The 19,306-nt window shown below is 70.2% G+C and carries 16 protein-coding genes and 1 riboswitch; of the genes, 7 read left to right on the top strand and 9 right to left on the bottom strand.

The features are described 5' to 3' along the window. Nucleotides 1–45: 45 nt before the first annotated feature. Nucleotides 46–281: riboswitch (cobalamin riboswitch) on the bottom strand. A gap of 95 nt (nucleotides 282–376) precedes the next feature. Genes cobT through cobS form a run of 3 tightly spaced genes read left to right on the top strand, consistent with a single transcriptional unit; the run spans nucleotide 377 to nucleotide 2,777 of the window. Further along, nucleotides 377–1,441 carry a nicotinate-nucleotide--dimethylbenzimidazole phosphoribosyltransferase gene (gene cobT, locus ACW7GZ_RS03350; protein ID WP_457000938.1) on the top strand — a complete coding sequence of 355 codons (1,065 nt, stop codon included), beginning with the start codon at nucleotides 377–379 and terminating at the stop codon, nucleotides 1,439–1,441. Next, a complete protein-coding gene (locus tag ACW7GZ_RS03345) occupies nucleotides 1,438–2,025 on the top strand; it encodes a histidine phosphatase family protein (protein WP_457000940.1) in 588 nt (195 codons plus the stop codon). Before cobT ends, ACW7GZ_RS03345 begins: the two co-directional genes overlap by 4 nt. Further along, the gene (gene cobS, locus ACW7GZ_RS03340; RefSeq protein WP_457000941.1) at nucleotides 2,022–2,777 is read left to right on the top strand and encodes an adenosylcobinamide-GDP ribazoletransferase; all 756 of its coding nucleotides are present in this window, start codon (nucleotides 2,022–2,024) and stop codon (nucleotides 2,775–2,777) included. The genes ACW7GZ_RS03345 and cobS overlap by 4 nt, the downstream gene beginning before the upstream one ends. 60 nt (nucleotides 2,778–2,837) lie before the next feature. On the opposite strand, the gene ACW7GZ_RS03335 is transcribed toward cobS, so the two are convergent. After that, nucleotides 2,838–3,173, bottom strand: coding sequence for a TfoX/Sxy family protein (locus ACW7GZ_RS03335; protein ID WP_457000943.1), 336 nt, complete (start codon nucleotides 3,171–3,173; stop codon nucleotides 2,838–2,840). Further along, nucleotides 3,170–3,655, bottom strand: coding sequence for a GAF domain-containing protein (locus ACW7GZ_RS03330; RefSeq protein WP_457000944.1), 486 nt, complete (start codon nucleotides 3,653–3,655; stop codon nucleotides 3,170–3,172). The genes ACW7GZ_RS03335 and ACW7GZ_RS03330 overlap by 4 nt, the downstream gene beginning before the upstream one ends. On the opposite strand from ACW7GZ_RS03330, the gene bioD reads away from it, so the two are divergent. The 3 genes from bioD to ACW7GZ_RS03315 all read left to right on the top strand — a co-directional run bounded on the left by bioD (nucleotide 3,648) and on the right by ACW7GZ_RS03315 (nucleotide 8,983). After that, nucleotides 3,648–4,370 (top strand): dethiobiotin synthase, encoded by a 723-nt coding sequence (gene bioD, locus ACW7GZ_RS03325; RefSeq protein ID WP_457007824.1) that lies wholly within the window; start codon nucleotides 3,648–3,650, stop codon nucleotides 4,368–4,370. The genes ACW7GZ_RS03330 and bioD overlap by 8 nt on opposite strands. Nucleotides 4,371–4,538: 168 nt before the next feature. Beyond that, nucleotides 4,539–5,789, top strand: a complete 1,251-nt coding sequence (locus tag ACW7GZ_RS03320) for an efflux RND transporter periplasmic adaptor subunit (RefSeq protein ID WP_457000948.1) — start codon at nucleotides 4,539–4,541, stop codon at nucleotides 5,787–5,789. 5 nt (nucleotides 5,790–5,794) lie between these two features. Further along, on the top strand, nucleotides 5,795–8,983 hold the full coding sequence (locus ACW7GZ_RS03315) for a multidrug efflux RND transporter permease subunit (RefSeq protein ID WP_457000950.1): 3,189 nt from the start codon (nucleotides 5,795–5,797) through the stop codon (nucleotides 8,981–8,983). Nucleotides 8,984–9,129: 146 nt separating this feature from the next. On the opposite strand, the gene ACW7GZ_RS03310 is transcribed toward ACW7GZ_RS03315, so the two are convergent. From ACW7GZ_RS03310 to ACW7GZ_RS03300, 3 genes are all read right to left on the bottom strand, one after another. Then, the gene (locus ACW7GZ_RS03310) at nucleotides 9,130–10,014 is read right to left on the bottom strand and encodes a U32 family peptidase (RefSeq protein WP_457007822.1); all 885 of its coding nucleotides are present in this window, start codon (nucleotides 10,012–10,014) and stop codon (nucleotides 9,130–9,132) included. Nucleotides 10,015–10,042: 28 nt separating this feature from the next. Beyond that, nucleotides 10,043–11,041 (bottom strand): ubiquinone anaerobic biosynthesis protein UbiU, encoded by a 999-nt coding sequence (ubiU, locus tag ACW7GZ_RS03305; RefSeq protein WP_457000953.1) that lies wholly within the window; start codon nucleotides 11,039–11,041, stop codon nucleotides 10,043–10,045. Nucleotides 11,042–11,174: 133 nt separating this feature from the next. Then, nucleotides 11,175–12,659: a UbiD family decarboxylase gene (locus tag ACW7GZ_RS03300; protein WP_457007820.1), complete on the bottom strand. Its 1,485-nt coding sequence runs from the start codon at nucleotides 12,657–12,659 to the stop codon at nucleotides 11,175–11,177. A gap of 195 nt (nucleotides 12,660–12,854) precedes the next feature. Here ACW7GZ_RS03300 and ubiT point away from each other — a divergent pair, with 195 nt between their 5' ends. After that, nucleotides 12,855–13,760 (top strand): ubiquinone anaerobic biosynthesis accessory factor UbiT, encoded by a 906-nt coding sequence (gene ubiT, locus ACW7GZ_RS03295; RefSeq protein WP_457007818.1) that lies wholly within the window; start codon nucleotides 12,855–12,857, stop codon nucleotides 13,758–13,760. A 304-nt stretch (nucleotides 13,761–14,064) separates the two neighbouring features. Here the strand turns inward: ubiT and ACW7GZ_RS03290 are convergent, their stop codons facing one another. From ACW7GZ_RS03290 to acnD, 4 genes are all read right to left on the bottom strand, one after another. Beyond that, entirely contained in the window at nucleotides 14,065–14,463 is a 399-nt protein-coding gene (locus ACW7GZ_RS03290) for a phasin family protein (RefSeq protein ID WP_457000959.1), read from the bottom strand. 191 nt (nucleotides 14,464–14,654) lie between these two features. Next, entirely contained in the window at nucleotides 14,655–15,008 is a 354-nt protein-coding gene (gene queD / locus ACW7GZ_RS03285; RefSeq protein ID WP_457007816.1) for a 6-carboxytetrahydropterin synthase QueD, read from the bottom strand. 10 nt (nucleotides 15,009–15,018) lie between these two features. Continuing rightward, nucleotides 15,019–16,230 carry a 2-methylaconitate cis-trans isomerase PrpF gene (gene prpF / locus ACW7GZ_RS03280; RefSeq protein ID WP_457007814.1) on the bottom strand — a complete coding sequence of 404 codons (1,212 nt, stop codon included), beginning with the start codon at nucleotides 16,228–16,230 and terminating at the stop codon, nucleotides 15,019–15,021. Between the two features lie 449 nt (nucleotides 16,231–16,679). Beyond that, the gene (gene acnD, locus ACW7GZ_RS03275; protein ID WP_457000965.1) at nucleotides 16,680–19,295 is read right to left on the bottom strand and encodes a Fe/S-dependent 2-methylisocitrate dehydratase AcnD; all 2,616 of its coding nucleotides are present in this window, start codon (nucleotides 19,293–19,295) and stop codon (nucleotides 16,680–16,682) included. Nucleotides 19,296–19,306 lie beyond the last annotated feature (11 nt).

The following is a 19,306-nucleotide window of genomic DNA, read 5'->3' as shown; positions in this document are numbered from 1 at the left end:
CGTGGGGAGACACGGCGCACTGCCGCCGCCACGCCCTCCGCGTCGCAACCAGTCATCTTCCTGGCCGGTCTCCGGACTCGCGGGCGGAGCGATGCAGCCGCTCCAGCCCCGGCGCCTTCCCGTGCGATGCACAGTGGCGGATTGCCGGGGTGTTCCACGCTTACCGTTGCGGGGGCAGCGCCGGAGTGCTTCGTCGGCCATGCGGCTGGCGGAAGGTCACCGGCTTCCCGTTTCAACCCTTGGGGGAATCCCCGCGGGTCACCAGAAAGTGGCGGCAGTCTAAGGCATCCACGGCACCCGCGCCAAAGCGATGCGCCCGCCCGGCACGGCAGCGCGCCGATAGAATGGGCTCTCTTCAACGTCGATACGGAACCCGATGAGCGCATCGTGGTGGAATCAGGGCTGCGCCTCGCCGTCGCCGGAGCATGCGGCCCGCGCGGAGGCCAGGCAGCGCTGCCTGACCAAGCCGCCGGGCGCCCTTGGCAGGCTGGAAACGCTGGCCGTCGAACTCGCCGCCCTGCAGGCGACCGACCGCCCGCGCGCCGCACGTGTGCCGGTGCTGCTGTTCGCCGGCGACCACGGCGTGGTCGCGCAGGGCGTGTCGGCCTATCCGGCCGAGGTCACCGTGCAGATGCTGGCGAATTTCGCCGCAGGCGGCGCCGCGATCGCGGTGCTGGCGCGCGAGCTCGGCCTGCCGCTGCACCTGCGCGACGTGGGAACGCTGGCCGAAGGCCCCTTACCCGGGGCCACCGTCGACAAGCCCTGCCGCGGCACCCGCGACCTGAGCGTGGACGCGGCGATGGATGATGCAGGCGTCACGCACGCCCTGGGCGCCGGCCGTCGCGCAGTGGACGAGTCCGGCAGCGGCGCGGACCTGCTCCTGCTGGGCGAGATGGGCATCGGCAACACCACCGCAGCCAGCGCGCTGGCCTGCGCCCTGGCCGCGCTGCCGGTGGCGGATCTGGTTGGTGCCGGCACCGGCCTGGACGACGCGCGCATCGCGCACAAGCAGGCCGTGGTCGAACGCGCCCTGGCCCTGCACGGCGCCGCGATCGTCGCCGCGCCGCAGCCGCCGCTCGAGGCGCTGCGCCGCGTTGGCGGGCTGGAGATCGTGGCCATGGCGGGCGCGATGGTGGCTGCCGCACAGCGCGGGATCCCGGTGCTGGTCGATGGTTTCATCGTCTCGGTCGCGGCGCTGGCCGCGGTGCGGCTCAACCCGGGCGTGCGCGACTGGCTGCTGTTCTCGCACTGTTCGGCCGAACGCGGTCACGGGCATGTGCTCGACACGCTGGGTGCGACGCCACTGCTGCGGCTCGACCTGCGCCTGGGCGAAGGCTCGGGCGCGGCGCTTGCGCTGCCGCTGCTGCGCCTGGCCTGCGCCCTGCACAACGACATGGCCACGTTCGATGAGGCGGCCGTGGCCGGGGCGACGCCGGCGTGATCGTCGACTTCGTTCGCCATGCCGATACCGGCCGCCGCGGCCACATGGACGGCCGCAGCGATCCACCGCTGTGCCCGGGCGCCGTCGATGCGCCCTGCCTGCGCCACGCCGGCATCCACTGGACGCGGGCGATCAGCTCCCCGCTGCGCCGCGCGCACGACACTGCGCTGGCGCTCGCCCGGCCGCTGGACCTGGCGGTGCAGACGGTCGTGCAGTGGGCCGAATTCGACTTCGGCGACTGGGACGGGCAGCGCGGCGACGCGCTGCGGGCCAACGCGCTCGCCGCCTTCCACGCCGATCCGCGACGCAACCCACCGCCCGGCGGCGAGCGCTGGGAGCTGTTCGAACACCGTATCGCCGCCGCCCTGCAGGCCCTGCTCGCCGATGCCGGTGACAGCGACGGCCCGGTGCTCGTGGTCAGCCACGGCGGCGCGCTGCGCATGGCGCTGTCGCAGGCCTGCGGGCTGCCGCTGGCGGCGCTGTGGGCGCTGCGCATTGATTACGGCACGCGCCTGCGCGTGCGCGTGGAGGCCGGCGAAGATGGTCTGCCTTGGGGTGAACTGATCGAGCTCGCGCAACCATGAGCCTGCGCCGCCTGATCCTCGCCTTCCAGTTCCTCACCCGGATCCCGACGCCGCAGGTGAAGGACTTCCGCGATGACGACCTCACGCATTCGGCCGTCTACCACCCCGTGGTCGGCATCGCGATCGGGCTGCTGCTGGCTCTGCCACTGTGGGCATTGGACGACCGCCCGTGGCTGGCGGCGGTGCTGGCGCTGGCGCTGTGGGCCTGGGTCACCGGCGCCCTGCACCTGGACGGCATGAGCGACGTCGCCGACGCCATGGGTGCCGCGCATCGCGACCCCGGTCGCTTCCTCGAAGTGCTCAAGGATCCGCATATCGGCGTGTTCGGCGCGGTCATGCTGGTCATGCAGCTGCTGCTTAAGCTGGTGCTGCTGGCGGAACTTGCGGGTTCGGCCTGGTGGTACGGCATCGTCCTGCTGCCGGCCTGGGCGCGCTGGGGCACGCTGTGGTGGAGCCGGCGCCTGCCGCCGATCCAGCAGGCGGGCATGGCCGAGCGCTTCTCGTGGAAGCTGGGGATGCGTGCGGTGTGGCTGTGGGCCGCGGTGCTGACGGCAGCAAGCGTGTTCGTTGCGCCGCCGCTGCTGGTGGCGCTGGCGCTGGTGCCGCTGATCGGCGTCTACTGGAAGCGCCGCTTGGGTGGCATCTCCGGCGACTGCCTGGGCGCCAGCATCGAAGCCATGGAGACGCTGCTGTTGCTGGCGCTGGTGCTGGCGGCGGGAGTGCCCGGACTGCCCCGCCTGTTCGGCCTGTAGGAGCAGCTATAGCTGCTCCCACAAAGGCGCTCCTACAAAAGCGTCCCGGCACGGGGCGGCTCAGCTGGCGTCGTCATCCTGCATGATCGTGGTGGTCACCGGGCCCGCCGGCGGGCGGTTGCGCGGCGGCGGCAGTTCGGCGATCGCGGCCTCGGCGGCGGCGACCAGCTCGACGCGGCGCTCGTTGGGCACGTCCTGCCAATGGCAGTCGCAGAGCGCGCCCTCAAGCGAATACAGCAGGTTGAGGCTGGGCTTGAAGCCTGCGCGCTTGATGCGCATGAACGCCTCCAGCGGCCCCGCTTCGATGAGGTCTTCCGGCGTCCTCAGGCCCACCTGGCGCAGCCATGCGGCCGACTTCGGGCCGATGTTGCGCATCTTGAGCGGTTGCGCGCTCATGTCCCCAGCGATTCCACGTACACGCCTGCGATCTCCTCGAGTCCCCTCTGGTCTTCAACGTCGAACCGGGCCGGAACCGGACTGTCGAGGTCGAACACACCGACCAGCGCGCCGGCGTGGAACAGCGGGACCACCAGTTCCGAACGCGATGCGGCGTCGCAGGCGATGTGGTCCGCGATCGCGTTGACGTCCTCGATGCGTTGGGTTTCGCCGGTGCGCGCGGCGGCGCCGCAGACGCCGCGGTCGAGCGGGATGCGCACGCAGGCGGGTTGGCCCTGGAACGGGCCGACCACAAGCTCGGTGCCGTCGAAGAAGTAGAAGCCGACCCAGTTGAGCTCCGGCAGCGCGTGGTAGACCAGCGCCGAGAGGTTGGCCGCGTTGGCGATGCGGTCGCGCTCGCCATGGAGGAGGGCGCGCGCCTGGGCGGCGAGCTGGGCGTACTGCTGCGGCTTGTCGCCGCTTAGACTCTGCGTGGTGAACATGAGTCCAAGTGTAGCGCGGGGCGTGCTGGTGACCGGCACCGACACCGGCGTCGGCAAGAGCGTGGCGAGCGTGGCCTTGCTGCATGCGCTGCGCGCGCGCGGGCTGCGCGCGGTGGGCATGAAGCCGGTGGCGGCGGGCTGCGAGGCGACGGCGCAGGGCGCGTGCAACGAAGATGCGCTGGCCCTGCAGGCCGCCAGCATTCCCGTGCCCGCGTACGCCGACGTCAATCCGTGGGCGCTGCCCGAAGCCACCGCGCCGCAGCTCGCGGCCCGCGCCGCCGGCATCGAGGTCTCCATGCCGCCCGTGCTGGCGGCGTACGCACGGCTCGCGGCGGGTGCCGACGCGGTGGTGGTGGAAGGCGCCGGCGGCTGGCTGTCGCCGCTTGCCGACGGCATCGAGCATGCCGATCTCGCCCGTGCGCTGCGGCTGCCGGTGCTGCTGGTGGTGGGCCTGCGCCTGGGCTGCCTCAGCCACGCCCGGCTCAGCGCCCGCGCGATCGCCGCCGACGGCTGCCGCCTGCTGGGCTGGGTGGGCTGCGCGGTCGACCCGGCGTTCGAGCGCCGCGATGACTACCTGGGGCTGCTGGACGCCGCGCTGCCGGTGCCCCGCCTGGGCGTGGCCGCCCATGCCGGACCAGCCGTGGATCCCGCTGCGTTGGCGGCGGACCTCGGGGCGGCCGCGCGCGCCGTCGCCGGTGGCGGGACGGCGCCGTAACGGGCGCCGGGGCCGTATCCACGGGCTGGCCACGCGGCATTCACATCGTTTCGTCACGCGGACTGCACCATGTGCGCGTCGGCGATCCCTGACTTCAGGCACGGCGCGAGCGCCCCCGGCGGCGTCATACTTGCCGACCTGTTTCGCCATTCATCCCGAGAGGCACCCATGCGGCGCATCCTGATTGCATCCTTCCTGACCGTGACGCTGGCCGCATGCGGCGGCGAACAGGAGGCCCAGCAGCCGCCCCCGCCCGAGCTCGGAGTCATCTCCGTACAGCCGTCCAACGAGCCCCTGCGACGCGACCTGGTCGGGCGCCTCGCGGCCTACCGCAGCGCCGACGTGCGCGCCCGGGTACCCGGCGTGATCCAGCGCCGCGTCTACCAGGAAGGCAGCGACGTCGAAAAGGGCCAGGTGTTGTTCGAGATCGACCCGGCGCCGCTGCGCGCGGCCGCCGGTGAGGCGCAGGCCGCGCTCGCCCAGGCGCGCGCCAACCAGGCGAATGCGCGCGCCTTCGCCACGCGCGCGCGCAGCCTTGCGCCGGAGCGCTTCATCTCGCAGTCCGACCTCGACAACGCGCTCGCCGCCGAGCGCAGCGCCAACGCCGCCGTGCAGGCCGCGCAGTCGGCGGTCGACAGCGCCAGCATCAACCTCGGCTACGCCACCGTGCGCGCGCCGATCTCCGGCCGCGCGGGCAAGCAGCAGGTCACCGAAGGCGCGCTGGTCGGCCAAGGCGCGGCGACGCTGCTGACCACCGTCGACCAGATCGACCCGCTGTACGTGAACTTCAGCATGGGCGCCGGCGAACTCGACGAAGTGCGCGGCATGCAGCTTGATCGCGAGGGTCCGGTGGCCGTGCAGGTGCTGCTGCCGGGCGGCAGCGTCTACGAGCACGCCGGCGAGCTCGACTTCTCGGGCGACGTCGTCGACCCGGAAACCGGCGCCGTGTCGCTGCGGGCTACGCTGCCCAATCCCGACCGCCGCCTGCTGCCGGGCACCTACGTGACCCTGGTGGCCACGCTGGGCGTGCAGCACGGCGTGTTCACCGTGCCCCAGGCCGCGGTGCAGCGCGATACCACCGGCCCCTATGTGATGGTCGTGGGTGCCGACGACATCGTGGTCCGCAAGGACATCACCACCGCGCGCGCCGAGGCCGGCAGCTGGATCGTCAGCGAAGGCCTGGCCACGGGTGACCGCGTGGTCGTGTCCGGGCTGCAGCGCGCGCAGGCGGGGCAGCCTGCCACCGCCACGCCGTGGCAGCCGTCCGCGGCGCCTGGCGCTCCCGGCGCCGCGCCGGCCGGCCAGGGCGCCGCGCCTCCGTCGGCCCCGGCCGCTTCGCCGGAACCGGCCGAAGGCCATCCCGACGCGGCCACGCCCGCAGGCGATGACACCGCCGCCGACGCCGCCGCGCAGGGCTGACCCCGATGCCTCGTTTCTTCATCGACCATCCGGTCTTCGCCTGGGTCATCTCCATCCTGATCGCGCTTTCGGGCGTGATCGCGCTGCTCAACATGGGCGTGGAGTCCTATCCCAACGTCGCGCCGCCCCAGGTCACCGTGGGTGCAAGCTATCCCGGCGCCGACGCCGCCACCACCGAGCGCGCGGTCACCCAGGTGATCGAGCAGCAGCTCACCGGCATCGACAACCTGCTGTACTTCAGTTCGAGCTCAAGCTCGTCCGGCCGCGCCAGCATCACCCTGACCTTCCAGACGGGCACCGACGCCGACATCGCCCAGGTGCAGGTGCAGAACAAGGTCGCCCTGGCCACGCCGCGCCTGCCGACCGAGGTCACCCAGCAGGGCGTGGTGGTGGCCAAGGCCAATGCCGGGTTCCTGATGGTGGTGGGGCTGCGTTCGTCGACGCCGTCGTTCGACCGCAACGCGCTCAACAACCTGATCGGCGCCAGCGTGCTGGAGCAGATCGCGCGCGTGCCCGGCGTCGGCAGCACCCAGCAGTTCGGCTCCGAGTACGCCATGAACATCTGGCTCAACCCGGACAGGATGCAGGGCTACGGCCTGTCGGCCACCCAGGTGCTGGCGGCGGTGCGCGGCCAGAACGTGCAGTTCGCCGCCGGATCGATCGGCGCCGACCCGGCACCCGAGGGCCAGGGCTTCACCGCCACGGTCTCGGCCGAGGGCCGCTTCGCCACCCCCGAGCAGTTCGGCGACATCATCCTGCGCGCCGATGCCGAAGGCAGCACCGTGCGCCTGAAAGACGTGGCGCGGATCGAGATCGGCGCCCAGGGCTACGGCTTCGACAGCAAGTTCAACGGCCAGCCCACGGGCGCATTCGCGATCCAGCTGCTGCCCGGCGCCAACGCGCTCACCGTGGCCGAGGGCGTGACCTCGCGCATGGACGAGCTGCAGGGCAGCTTCCCGCAGGGCGTGGAGTGGTTCAGCCCGTTCGACAGCACCACCTTCGTCACCATCTCGATCAAGGAAGTGGTGAAGAGCCTCATCGAGGCGATGGTGCTGGTGTTCCTGGTGATGCTGATCTTCCTGCAGAACCTGCGCGCAACCATCATTCCGACGCTGGTGATCCCGGTGGCGCTGCTGGGCACGTTCCTGGGCCTGAGCATGATCGGCTTCACCATCAACCAGCTGACGCTGTTCGCGATGGTGTTGGCGATCGGCATCGTGGTGGACGACGCGATCGTGGTGATCGAGAACGTCGAGCGGATCATGGCCGAAGAGCACCTGCCGCCGCGCGAGGCCACGATCAAGGCCATGGACCAGATCACCGGCGCCGTGGTCGCGATCACCGTGGTGCTGGCGGCGGTGTTCATCCCAAGCGCCTTGCAGGGCGGAGCCTCGGGCGAGATCTACAAGCAGTTCGCGATCACGATCGCCGTGGCGATGGGCTTCTCCGCGTTCCTGGCGCTGGGCTTCACCCCGGCGCTGTGCGCGACGTTCCTGAAGCAACACGAGAAGCCCGACCCCGACGCGCCCGACGGCGGCAAGCGCCAGAACGTGGTCTACCGCACCTTCAACAAGTACTACGACCGCATCGCGGCCACCTATGTGCGCCACATCAGCGGTGCGGTGCGCCACGCGCCGCGCTGGATGCTGGTGTTCGCCGCGCTGACCGTGCTCGCCGGCGTGCTGCTCACGCGCCTGCCGGGCAGCTTCCTGCCGGAAGAAGACCAGGGCTATGCCATGGCCATCGTGCAGCTGCCGCCGGGCTCGACCCTGCAGCGCACGCAGGCGGTGTTCGAAGACGTGCGCACCACGCTGGAACAGGTGCCCGGCTACGAAGGCATGATGCAGATCGCCGGCTTCAGCTTCGTCGGCCAGGGCGAGAACGTCGGCATGGCGTTCATCAAGCTCACCGACTGGGGCGAGCGCGACGGCACGGTGCAGGACTTCATCCAGGAGGCCAACGGCGCGCTGTACGGCATCCGCGACGCGCAGATTTTCGTGGTCAACCTGCCCACGGTGCAGGGCCTGGGACAGTTCGGCGGCTTCGACATGTACCTGCAGGACCGCGCCGGCCTTGGACGCGAGGCGCTGACGGCCGCGCGCAACCAGCTGCTGGGCGCGGCGGCGCAGGATCCATCGCTGACCGCGGTGCGGCCCAACACGCTCGAGGACGCGGCGCAGCTCAAGCTCACCGTCGACCGCGTGCAGGCGCAGGCCATGGGGCTGTCGGTCAACGACATCTACAGCGCGATCCAGTTGATGCTGGCGCCGGTGTACGTCAACGACTACTTCGCCGACGGCCGCGTGAAGCGCGTCAACATGCGCGCCGATGCGCCCTACCGCACCGACCCCGGTTCGCTGTCGCGCTTCTACACGCCGGCAGCGCCGAACGCCGACGGCACGCCCAACATGATCCCGCTGATGAACGTGGTCGACGCCGAGTGGACCATGAGCACGCCCTCGCTGACCCGCTACAACGGCTATTCGGCGGTGAACATCGTCGGTTCCCAGGCGCCGGGCCACAGCTCCGGCGAGGCCATGGGCGCCATGGAGCGGATCGTCGACGAAGAGCTGCCCGCGGGCTTCGGCTACGACTGGGCGGGCATGTCCTACCAGGAGATCATCGCCGGCAATACCGCGACCCTGCTGCTGGTGCTGTCGGTGGTGGTGGTGTTCCTGTGCCTTGCCGCGCTCTACGAGAGCTGGTCGATCCCGGTGGCGGTGCTGCTGGCGGTGCCGCTGGGCATCCTCGGCGCGGTGGTGTTCACGATGCTGCGGCCGGGGCTGTCCAACGACATCTTCTTCAAGATCGGCATGGTCACGGTGATCGGCCTGGCGGCCAAGAACGCGATCCTGATCATCGAGTTCGCGGTGCTTGAGCGCGCCGCCGGAAAGAGTCTGCGCGAGGCGGTGATCGAGGCCGCGCGCATGCGCTTCCGCCCGATCCTGATGACGTCCTTCGCCTTCATCATGGGCGTGACGCCGCTGGCGCTGTCCAGCGGCGCCGGCGCCAACGCGCGCCATGCGCTGGGCACGGGCGTGATCGGCGGCATGCTGTTCGCGACCTTCCTCGGCCTGCTGCTGATCCCGGTGTTCTTCGTCAGCGTGCGCCGCCTGCTGGGCGAGCGGCTGGATGATGTGCCGCCGGCCGCGAAGGCGGATGGTGGGCGCGCGATGCCGCCAGACGCGGGCTGATGCACGGAGGGGGCCGGATCTTTTCCGGCCCTTTTTCTGGCTCTTCTCATTGGTGCGGGATCGCGCTTCGTGCTGGTTCCGTCTTGACTTCCCGTCAGCAGGCATCGCACCGCAGTTCGGAAAAGTGTCGGCTGCTGGCGTGGACCTCAGCCGGCGCTGTGTCCCGCGAGCGTCATGCCTGGCTCGCCGTGCCAGTAGCCGTTGCGCGCGCCGAGCGCGGGCAGCGGGCCGGAGGCCCCGCGCGCGGCGTCGAAGCGTTCGATGATGTCGCGCGTGCCTTCGGCCTGCGGATAGATCCGCAGTAGATCGACGCCGAGCTCGGCCAGGGCAGGCAGCTCGGGCCCGAGGTCGGTGGTCTCCTCGCCCTGCACCTGGATGCCGTTGATGCGCAGGAAGGCCTTGCCCTCGCGAGTGGCCAGCGGCATGCCGTCGGGATAGTCGATGCAGCGGAAGCCGCACTGGTCCTTGGGCAGGTCGAGCGCGCGCGCGGTGAAGCAGCGCGCCGAGAACGACAGCGGCAGCCGGCCCCAGGCGATCACCTCGAGCTCCGGCATGGCGTGGCCGTCGGCCTGCATGCCGTCGCGCAGCTCTTCGATCAGCTGCCGGCCCTGCTCGACGCCGGGCACCCAGCGGCGCAGACCGTCTTCGACCAGCGTCGCCATCGCCTTGTGGTTGTAGACGTTCAGCGTTGGGCCGGCGACGAAGGGCAGGCCGGCGACGCGGCACAGCTGTACGGCCGAGAGGTCGTTGGCCTCGAGCCAGAAGCGGCCGTGGTCGATCTGGCGCTGCAGCACGCCCAGCTCGGACTCGGCTTCGATCAGGGACAGGCTGGACAGCACGACGGACTTGCCGGCGTCGGCGAGTTCTTCGGCCAGCGCGAGCCAGTCGACGGTGCGCATCTCGCGGCGCTTGCTGCACACGGTCTCGCCCAGGTAGACGACGTCGACCGGCCAGCCGGCGACTTCGCGATAGAAGGCCAGGGTGGTCGCGCGCGGCCAGAAGTACTGCAGCGGGCCGAGGCTCAGCTTCATGCGGGTGGTCCTTTCGGCGCCGGGCACGTCAGTGCCAGGAGCGGTGGTAGGGGCCGAGCGTGGTCTGATGGCCCTCGGCGTGGGCGGACAGCTCACGCTGCCATCCGGGCTGGACGGTCCATGCGGCGGGGTCGGCGCGATGACGGTCGATGGCTGCGCGCCAGGTGCGGGTGACCGAGGCCACGTAGGCCGCGCCGCGCTGGCGCCCTTCGATCTTCAGCGCCACCACGCCGGCCTGCGCCAGCCGTGGCAGCAGCTCCAGGGTGTTGAGGCTGGTTGGTTCCTCAAGTGCATGGAAGATTTCGCCGCCAACGTCGAAGCGGCCCTTGCACACGGTCGGATAGCCGGCGGGCTCCGCGGGCTGGAAGCGGTCGATCAGTACGTCGTTGAGGCGCGCGGTGCGGCTGCCGTCGTCGAACTCGTCCCAGCGCACGAACTTCGCCGGCGAGCACACGCCGTGGCGGTTGGGCGAGGCGCCCGTGACGTAGCTGGAGAGCTGGCAGCGGCCCTCGACCATGATGCACAGGCTGCCGAAGGCGAAGACCTCGATCGCGACGGGCGCGCGCTCGCACAGGCGCTCGACCTGCTGGATCGACAGCACCCGCGGCAATACTGCGCGGCTGATGCCGAAGCGTTCGAAGGCGTAGCGCAGTGCCGGCTCGGTGGTGGCCGAACCCTGTACCGAGAGGTGGCGCGGCATGCCGGGGTGCGTGCGCGCGGCGTAGTCGAGCACCGACATCTCGGCGGCGATGATCGCGTCGCAGCCGAGTTCGGCGGCCTTGTCGACGGCCGCATGCCACTGCGCCAGGCGCGCGCTGTCGGGATAGGTGTTGAGCGCCAGGTACACCCTGGTGCCCTTGGCGTGCGCGTAGCGGATGCCGGCGCGCAGTTCGTCGTCGCTGAAGTTCAGTCCGGGGAAGGCGCGGGCGTTGGTCTGGTCGCGGAGGCCGGCGTAGACGGCGTTGGCACCGGCGTCGACCGCCGCCTGCAGGGCCGGCAGGTTGCCGGCGGGACAGACCAGTTGCATGCGCTGCTCCAGCGTCGATGAATGGGCTATCGTCGGCGCCGTGGCACGCCAGCGTCCTTGACCTGGATCAGGTCGGCGCGGATAGCTGCACAGCCCAGGCGCACACCCGCACCTGCGCCCCGCGCATGCGCCATTATCGTGTCGGTGGCGTCGCGGCCATCACTCCGCTCCAGAGGGCGTCCACGCGCCGTTCCACCTCCGCGTCCGGCACGATCGGCCGGCTCCACTCGCGGCTGGTCTCGCCGGGCAGCTTGTTGGTGGCGTCGATTCCCAGCTTCGAGCCGACACCTGCCACCGGGCTTGCGAAGTCGAGGTAGTCGATCGGCGTGTTCTCCACCAGCATCGTGTCGCGCGCCGGGTCCACGCGCGTGGACATCGCCCACACGACCTGCGACCAGTCGCGCACGTCGATGTCGTCATCGGTGACGATCACGAACTTGGTGTAGGTGAATTGCCGCAGGTAGGACCAGACGGCCATCATGATCCGGCGCGCGTGCCCCGGGTACTGCTTGCGGATCGAGACCACGGCGATGCGGTAGGAGCAGGCCTCCGGCGGCAGGTGGAAGTCGACGATCTCCGGGAACACCTTGCGCAGGATGGGCACGAAAAGTTCGTTGAGCGCCAGCGCCAGGACGGAGGGTTCATCGAAGGGCGCGCGGCCCATGTAGCTGCCTTGGTAGATGGCATCGCGGCGCAGGCGCATGCGTTCGATGCGCATCACCGGGAAGTGCGCGGCAGCGTTGTAGTAGCCGGTGTGGTCGCCGAACGGACCCTCGAGCGCGGTCTCGCCCGGGTGGATCACGCCTTCGATCACGATTTCGGCGCCCGACGGCGCGTCCAGCCCCGTGCGTTCGCTGCGCCATGTGCGCGTACGCTGCCCGCGCAGCAGGCCGGCGAACTCGTATTCCGACAGCGTGTCCGGCACCGGTGCCACGGCGGCCAGCGTGGTTGCGGGATCTACGCCGATGGCGACCAACACCGGGAAGGGTTCGCCCGGGCGATCGGCGCACCAGTCGGCGAAGTCGAGCGCGCCGCCGCGGTGCGGCAGCCAGCGCATGATCACGCGGTCCGGGCCGATCACCTGCATGCGGTAGATGCCGATGTTCTGCCGCGGCTTGCGGGTGCCGCGGGTGACCACCAGGCCCAAGGTGATCAGGCGCGCGGCGTCGCCGGGCCAGCAGTGCTGGATCGGCAGGCGGGACAGGTCGATGCCGTCGCCCTCCAGGACCTCCTCGTTGAATGCGGCGTCGCGCACCGACTGCGGCGCCACCAGGGCCAGCTGCGCGAGCTCCGGCCAGGTCGACAGCGCCTGCTTCAGGCTCGACGGCCAGCGCGGCTCCTTGATCGCCGCCAGCAGCTCGCCGAGTTCACGCAGCGAGGCCAAGGGACGCCCGGCCAGCGCGGCTTCGATGCGCGTGCGGTGGCCGAACAGGTTGCCCAGCAGCGCATGGCGCGCGCCGACCGGCCGTTGCATCAGCAGCGCCGGGCCGTCTTCGCGCAGGGCGCGCAGGCACAGCGCGGTCGACTCCAGCACCGGATCGACGGGGGCGACGACGCGCCGCAGCTGGCCGTCGCGCTCCAGTCGCGACAGGAACGAGCGCAGGTCGTGGAAGGCCAAGCGGAGTCCCCGGGGATGGTCGAGGGCGACAGGGTCGCGTCCGGGGCGGGGTTGCGCCCTGATCCGGGTCAAGCCACATGCCGTCCGGGGCAGGGTGCCGCCAGGTCGCCCGTGGTTGATCCAGGTCAGCGACGGGGCGGGTGGCGGGTGGTCTGCTGGCGGCCGGATCCCGGGGATGCATGCAGGGGCTTGGACATGAAGGTGGACGCTTCGCTCGCGCGCATGCGCCTGGCGATCGGCGGCATTGACCACGCGCTGGTGCTGCTGTTCGGCGCACGCGCGCGCTTCGCCATACGCGCGGGCCGCTGCAAGGCGCGCGCCGGGCGTCCGCTCTCCGATCCACAGCGCGAAGCCCGCGTGCGGCGCCGCGTCGAGGCGCTCGCGCGCCGGATCGGCCTGCCGGCATCGACCGCCGACGGACTCATCGCGCTGGCCATCGCCGACGCTCGCCGCGCCCAGGGCATCGACCTTGATCCGGCCATCGCAACCATCGCGACAGTCGCGACAGTCGCAGCCCTCCCGCCAATCGCGGCACCCACATCACACGCCCCGTCCCTCGGAAGCCGCCACGCCATGCACAGCATCCCCCTTCCTCCCCAGGCCACCAGCACGCTCCTGCGCCTGGTGCCTCCGCCCCGACGCTGGGCGCCGCTGTTGCGCGCGCTGCCGCCGCGGCTGCAGCAGCGGCTGCTCGAACGCGCCATGGCCGCGGTGCTGGCCGCGCCGATGGCGGACGGCAGCCTCGCCTTCATGGAGGGACGCCGGCTGGGCATCGACGTGACCGACCTCGACCTGCACTGGGTGGTGGCGCTGCGCGATGGCCGCCTGCACGCGAGCGAGGGCGCGCCAGAGGCCAGCGTTGGCGGCACCGCGACCGACCTGCTGCTGCTTGCCAGCCGGCTCGAGGATGCCGACACCCTGTTCTTCCAGCGCCGCCTGGTGCTGACCGGCGACGTCGAGCTCGGATTGACCGCGCGCAACACGCTCGAGCGCCTGCCCTGGGAATCGGTGCCGCTGGCGCTGCGTATCGGGCTCAACCGCGGTGCGCGGCTGGCGCGCGCGGCCCGAAGCGCGCGCACCGGCCAGGGAGACGCGGCATGAGCGCGCTGCCGGCCGCTGCAGTCCCGCGCTGGCGCGACAACACTGGAGCAGGAATACGCGCCGCTGGTGGAAACGCTTGAACGCCTGATCCCCTGCATGGGCGACGGCGACGGCGACGGCGACGGTGCGCACGGTCGCGGGCCCGGACGTGGCCTTGGCTGAAGCCCGCGATCTCGCCGGCCCGCAGGCAGGCATGAAAAAACCCGGCAGCCAAGGCTGCCGGGTCGGTTGAAACAGGCATCGCGCGGGAGAGAGGGGCGCGCGATGCCCGATCCCGTCGCCGGGACCGCTGTGACGCCTTTGCTTACTTGCGCTTGCCGGCGGCGGCCTTGGTGGCGCCCTGGACGGCTTCCTGCGCCTGCGCGGCGGCCGACTCGACCTGACCCTTGGTGATCTGGGCAATGGCCTCGTTGGTGGCCACGGTCTGGCCGAAGACTTCCTGGCTGGCGCTGACCGAACGCTCGGCGCTCTCGCGGGCAACCTGCACGCCCTTCGGCCACACGGCCTTCAGGCCGTCGAAGTCACGGACCTCGGCCAGCTCGCCCCAGAAGGCGAACGCGGCGTTGGTGTTCTGCTCGATGGTCGACAGCTGCAGGCCAATGGCCTTCTCGGCGCTGGACAGCGCGATGCGGTTGACCTGGGCGGCGGTGTCGGCGAACTGGCGCGCGGCGGCGGTGAACTGCTCGTTGGTGTTCTGGTACATGGCGGGTTTCCTGCTGTGGATCCGGCAGGGAGTGCCGGTTTGTGCGTTGCAGCATAAACCAGCCTATGTTGCGGTGCAACAACCGCTCGTCGGCACGTTCAGGTTCGGGGCCGAAAGCCTTTGTGGGAGCGGCTAAAGCCGTGAATGCCACCAATCGCGGCTGTAGCCGCTCCCATTGGCCGCACTGGGCGTCATCCCCGGTAACGGCATCCGGAGGTGCAGGTTTCGTGCACCACGACCTCGGACAGCTGCGGCAGCACCGGCTGCAGGCGCTCCCAGATCCACACCGCCAGCCGCTCGCTGGTCGGGTTCTCCAAGCCCTCGATCTCGTTGAGGTAATGGTGGTCGAGCTGCTCGTACAGCGGCCGGAACGCTGCCTTGATGTCGGCGAAGTCCATCACCCAGCCCGACTCCGCGCCTGGCTCGCCGGACACATGCAGTTCGATCCGGAACGAATGGCCGTGCAGGCGCGCGCACTTGTGGCCCTCGGGGACGTTGGGCAGCCGGTGCGCGGCCTCGAGGGTGAAGATCTTGAAGATGTCCATGGCGGCGATTCTACGCGGCGCCGCCATGGTCGGGCACGCGCACCGCGCCTTCCATCAGCACCCGCGCGCTGCGGCTCATGATGGCCCGGGCAACCGTCCAGCGGCCGTCCACCTCGCGCGCCTCGGCGCCCACGCGCAGCGTGCCGGAAGGGTGGCCGAAACGCACCGCCTCGCGCCCGCCGCCGCCCGCGGCCAGGTTCACCAGGGTGCCCGGGATTGCCGCCGCGGTGCCGATGGCCACCGCGCAGGTGCCCATCATCGCGTGGTGCAGCTTGCCCATGGACAGTGCGCGCACATTGAGGTCGATGTCGGACGCGACGATGGCCTTGCCGCTGGAGGCGACGTAGCCTGCGGCCGGCGATACGAAGGCGACCTTGGGCGTGTGCTGGCGCGTGGCGGCGCCGGCGATGTCGTCGATCAGTCCCATCCGCAGGGCGCCGTGGGCGCGGATGGTTTCGAACATGGCCAGCGCCTTTGCATCGCCGTTGATCGCGTCCTGCAGCTCGGTGCCGGAGTAGCCGATGTCTGCGGCGTTGACGAAGACGGTGGGGATGCCGACGTTGATCATCGTCGCCCTGAGCGTGCCGACGCCGGGGACCACCAGGTCATCGACCAGGTTGCCGGTGGGGAACATTGCGCCGCCGTCGTCGTCGCTGTCATCGGACGGGTCCATGAACTCCAGCACGATCTCCGCCGCCGGGAAGGTCACACCGTCAAGCTCGAAGTCGCCGGTCTCCTGCACCTCGCCATTGGCGATCGGCACGTGCACGACGATGGTCTTGCCGATGTTCGCCTGCCACACCCGTACGGCGAAAGTTCCATTCTCAGGCAGGCGCGCAGGGTCGATGAAACCGTTGGCGATCGCGAACGGGCCGACCGCGGTGCTGAGGTTGCCGCAGTTGCCCGACCAGTCGACGAAGGCGGTGTCGATGGAGACCTGGCCGTAGAGGTAGTCGACGTCGTGGCCGGGCTGCGTGGCGGGGCCGATGATCACGCACTTGCTGGTGGACGAGGTTGCCCCGCCCATGCCATCGGTGTGCTTGGCGTAGGGATCGGGCGAGCCGATGACGCGCATCAGCAGCGCGTCGCGCGTGGGGCCGGGAACGCGGGCGGCTTCGGGCAGGTCTTCGAGGCGAAAGAACACCCCCTTCGAGGTGCCGCCGCGCATGTAGGTGGCGGGGACTTTCAGCTGGGGAGCGTTGGGTTTTGGCTGATAGGACATTGCGTCAGTGCCGGAAAGTACAAAGCGCAATTGTTCCATGGAACCCGGGTAGCATCCGGGCGATGCCGCCGCCGAGGCGCTGGATGTCAGCCGGAGGGTGCTGGCCTATTACCGCAGCGGAGCCAAGCCGATTCCGCGTACGGTCGAATTGGCGATGCTTGGATGGGAAGTGATGCGCACCGGCGGAGCCGGACGCGCGTTCGAGTACGGGCAGGCGGCGTAAGTCGGAGCTCGCGTCCGCCCCTTGGACATCAAGCGCCGTCCGGGATCTCCGGTTCCACCAGCTTCGCCAGCAGCTCCAGCGACTCCTGCCGGCCCTGATAGCAGTAGTCCACCGGAATGGCGTCGGGGGTGCCAGCCTGATTTCGTCTCGCTGGGTCACCCTGTAGTGATCGTGCCTCGGGCATGTTGCGCCGATAGCGGCCCTGCCGCGATGCATCCCAGCCGCCCTACGCGTCCGCAGTGGACGCCAGGAAATCCTGCGCAAATCGCTGCAGCACGCCGCCGGCTTCGTAGATCAGCACTTCTTCGTCCGAATCCAGGCGGCAGGTCACCGGGATGCCGGTGCTGCTTCCGTCCGTGCGATTGATCACCAGCGTCAGCGTGGCGCCAGGCGCGCGTATGCCGGTGACGTCGAAGGTCTCGGTGCCGTCGATGCCCAGGGTCTCGCGGGTGGTGCCGGCCTCGAACTCCAGCGGCAGCACGCCCATGCCGATCAGGTTGGTGCGGTGGATGCGCTCGAAGCCTTCGGCCGCGATTACTTCCACGCCGGCCAGGCGCACGCCCTTGGCGGCCCAGTCGCGGCTGGAACCCTGGCCGTAGTCGGCGCCGGCGATGATGATCAGCGGCTGGCGGCGTTCCATGTAGGTTTCGATCGCTTCCCACATGCGCGTGACCTTGCCCTCGGGCTCGATGCGCGCCAGCGAACCCTGGCGCACGCTGCCGTCGTCGTTGCGCACCATCTCGTTGAGCAGCTTCGGATTGGCGAAGGTCGCGCGCTGCGCGGTCAGGTGGTCGCCGCGGTGGGTGGCGTAGGAATTGAAGTCCTCTTCGGGCAGGCCCATTTTCGACAGATACTCGCCGGCGGCGCTCGAAGCCATGATCGCGTTGGACGGCGAGAGGTGGTCGGTGGTGATGTTGTCACCGAGCACCGCCAGCGGGCGCATGCCCTTCATGCTGCGTTCGCCGGCCAGAGCGCCCTCCCAGTAGGGCGGGCGGCGGATATAGGTCGACATCGGGCGCCAGTCGTACAGCGGCTCCACGCGCGTGCCGTCGTCCACGGCGATGCGGAACATCGGCTCGTACACGCGGCGGAACTGCTCCGGCTTGACGCTGGCCTTGACCACCGCGTCGATCTCTTCGTCGCTGGGCCAGATGTCCTTGAGCGTGACCGGATGGCCGTCGGCGTCGATGCCGAGCACGTCCTTCTCGATATCGAAGCGCACGGTGCCGGCGATGGCATAGGCGATCACCAGCGGCGGCGAGGCCAGGAAGGCCTGCTTGGCATAGGGGTGGATGCGGCCGTCGAAGTTGCGGTTGCCCGACAGCACGGCCACCGCGTACAGGTCGCGATCGATCACTTCCTGCTGGATCACCGGATCCAGCGCGCCGGACATGCCGTTGCAGGTGGTGCAGGCGAAGCCGACGATGCCGAAGCCGAGCTGTTCAAGCTCGGGCAGCAGCTTCGCTTCCTCCAGGTACAGCTGCACCGCGCGCGAGCCGGGGGCCAGCGAGGTCTTCACCCATGGCTTGCGGGTCAATCCGCGCGCGTTGGCGTTGCGCGCCAGCAGCGCGGCGGCGATCACGTTGCGCGGGTTCGACGTATTGGTGCAGCTGGTGATGGCGGCGATGATCACCGCGCCGTCGGGCAGCAGGCCCTCGGCTTCCTGCGCGCGCGCGCCGGCCAGGTCGCCGGCGATGCCGCGCTCGGCCAGGTCGCTGGTCGCCAGGCGGCGATGCGGATTGGACGGGCCGGCCATGTTGCGGACCACGCTGGACAGGTCGAAGTGCAGCGTCCGCGGATACTGCGCGTTGGCGAGATCCGAAGCCCACAGGCCGGCGGCCTTCGCGTACGTCTCCACCAGGGCCACCTGCTCGTCTTCGCGGCCGGTGAGGCGCAGGTAGTCGAGGGTGTTGTCATCGATGAAGAACATCGCCGCGGTCGCGCCATATTCCGGCGCCATGTTGGAAATGGTGGCGCGGTCGCCGATGGTCAGCGCCGCGGCGCCTTCGCCGCGGAACTCCAGGTAGGCGCCCACGACCTTCTGCTGGCGCAGGAATTCGGTCAACGCCAGCACCACGTCGGTGGCGGTGATCCCGGGCTGCGGCCTGCCGGACAGCTCCACGCCGATCATCTCGGGTGTGCGCATCCACGAGGCGCGGCCGAGCATCACGCTCTCGGCCTCCAGTCCGCCGACGCCGATCGCGATCACGCCCAGCGCATCGACGTGCGGGGTATGGCTGTCGGTGCCCACGCAGGTATCCGGAAATGCGACGCCGTCGTCGACGTAAACCACCGGCGACATTTTCTCCAGATTGATCTGGTGCATGATCCCGTTGCCCGGGGGAATCACGTCGACGTTGCGAAAAGCCTTTTTGGTCCAGTCGATGAAATGGAAGCGGTCGGCGTTGCGCCGGTCCTCGATTTCACGGTTGCGGGTGAAGGCGTCGGGATCGAAACCGCCGCATTCCACCGCCAGTGAGTGGTCGACGATCAGCTGCACAGGCACCACCGGATTCACCTGCGCCGGGTCGCCGCCGGCATCGGCAATGGCGTCGCGCAGGCCGGCAAGGTCGACCAGCGCGGTCTGGCCGAGGATGTCGTGGCAGACCACGCGGGCCGGGAACCACGGGAAATCCAGGTCGCGGCGGCGTTCGACCAGCTGGACGAGATAATCGTCAATGCGCGCGGGGTCGGCGCGGCGGACGATGTTTTCGGCGTGGACGCGCGCGGTATAGGGCAGGGCGTCCCAGGCACCGGGCTGCAGCGCCTCCACGGCTTCACGGGCGTCGAACCAGTCGAGCGAGGTTCCGGGGAGGGGCTTGCGATGCTTGCGGTCGGTCATGGGAAATGCGG

Source organism: Luteimonas sp. A537, from assembly GCF_054052065.1.
Note: the sequence above shows the minus strand (reverse complement) of the source record. Positions and strands in the feature narration are given on the sequence as shown.

Coding starts and splice junctions, on each gene's coding strand:
- cobT (WP_457000938.1), top strand. CDS start 377: ATGAGCGCATCGTGGTGGAATCAGGGCTGCGCCTCGCCGTCGCCGGAG.
- cobS (WP_457000941.1), top strand. CDS start 2,022: ATGAGCCTGCGCCGCCTGATCCTCGCCTTCCAGTTCCTCACCCGGATC.
- ACW7GZ_RS03335 (WP_457000943.1), bottom strand. CDS start 3,173: ATGAGCGCGCAACCGCTCAAGATGCGCAACATCGGCCCGAAGTCGGCC.
- ACW7GZ_RS03330 (WP_457000944.1), bottom strand. CDS start 3,655: ATGTTCACCACGCAGAGTCTAAGCGGCGACAAGCCGCAGCAGTACGCC.
- ACW7GZ_RS03320 (WP_457000948.1), top strand. CDS start 4,539: ATGCGGCGCATCCTGATTGCATCCTTCCTGACCGTGACGCTGGCCGCA.
- ACW7GZ_RS03315 (WP_457000950.1), top strand. CDS start 5,795: ATGCCTCGTTTCTTCATCGACCATCCGGTCTTCGCCTGGGTCATCTCC.
- ACW7GZ_RS03310 (WP_457007822.1), bottom strand. CDS start 10,014: ATGAAGCTGAGCCTCGGCCCGCTGCAGTACTTCTGGCCGCGCGCGACC.
- ubiU (WP_457000953.1), bottom strand. CDS start 11,041: ATGCAACTGGTCTGTCCCGCCGGCAACCTGCCGGCCCTGCAGGCGGCG.
- ubiT (WP_457007818.1), top strand. CDS start 12,855: ATGAAGGTGGACGCTTCGCTCGCGCGCATGCGCCTGGCGATCGGCGGC.
- ACW7GZ_RS03290 (WP_457000959.1), bottom strand. CDS start 14,463: ATGTACCAGAACACCAACGAGCAGTTCACCGCCGCCGCGCGCCAGTTC.
- queD (WP_457007816.1), bottom strand. CDS start 15,008: ATGGACATCTTCAAGATCTTCACCCTCGAGGCCGCGCACCGGCTGCCC.
- prpF (WP_457007814.1), bottom strand. CDS start 16,230: ATGTCCTATCAGCCAAAACCCAACGCTCCCCAGCTGAAAGTCCCCGCC.
- acnD (WP_457000965.1), bottom strand. CDS start 19,295: ATGACCGACCGCAAGCATCGCAAGCCCCTCCCCGGAACCTCGCTCGAC.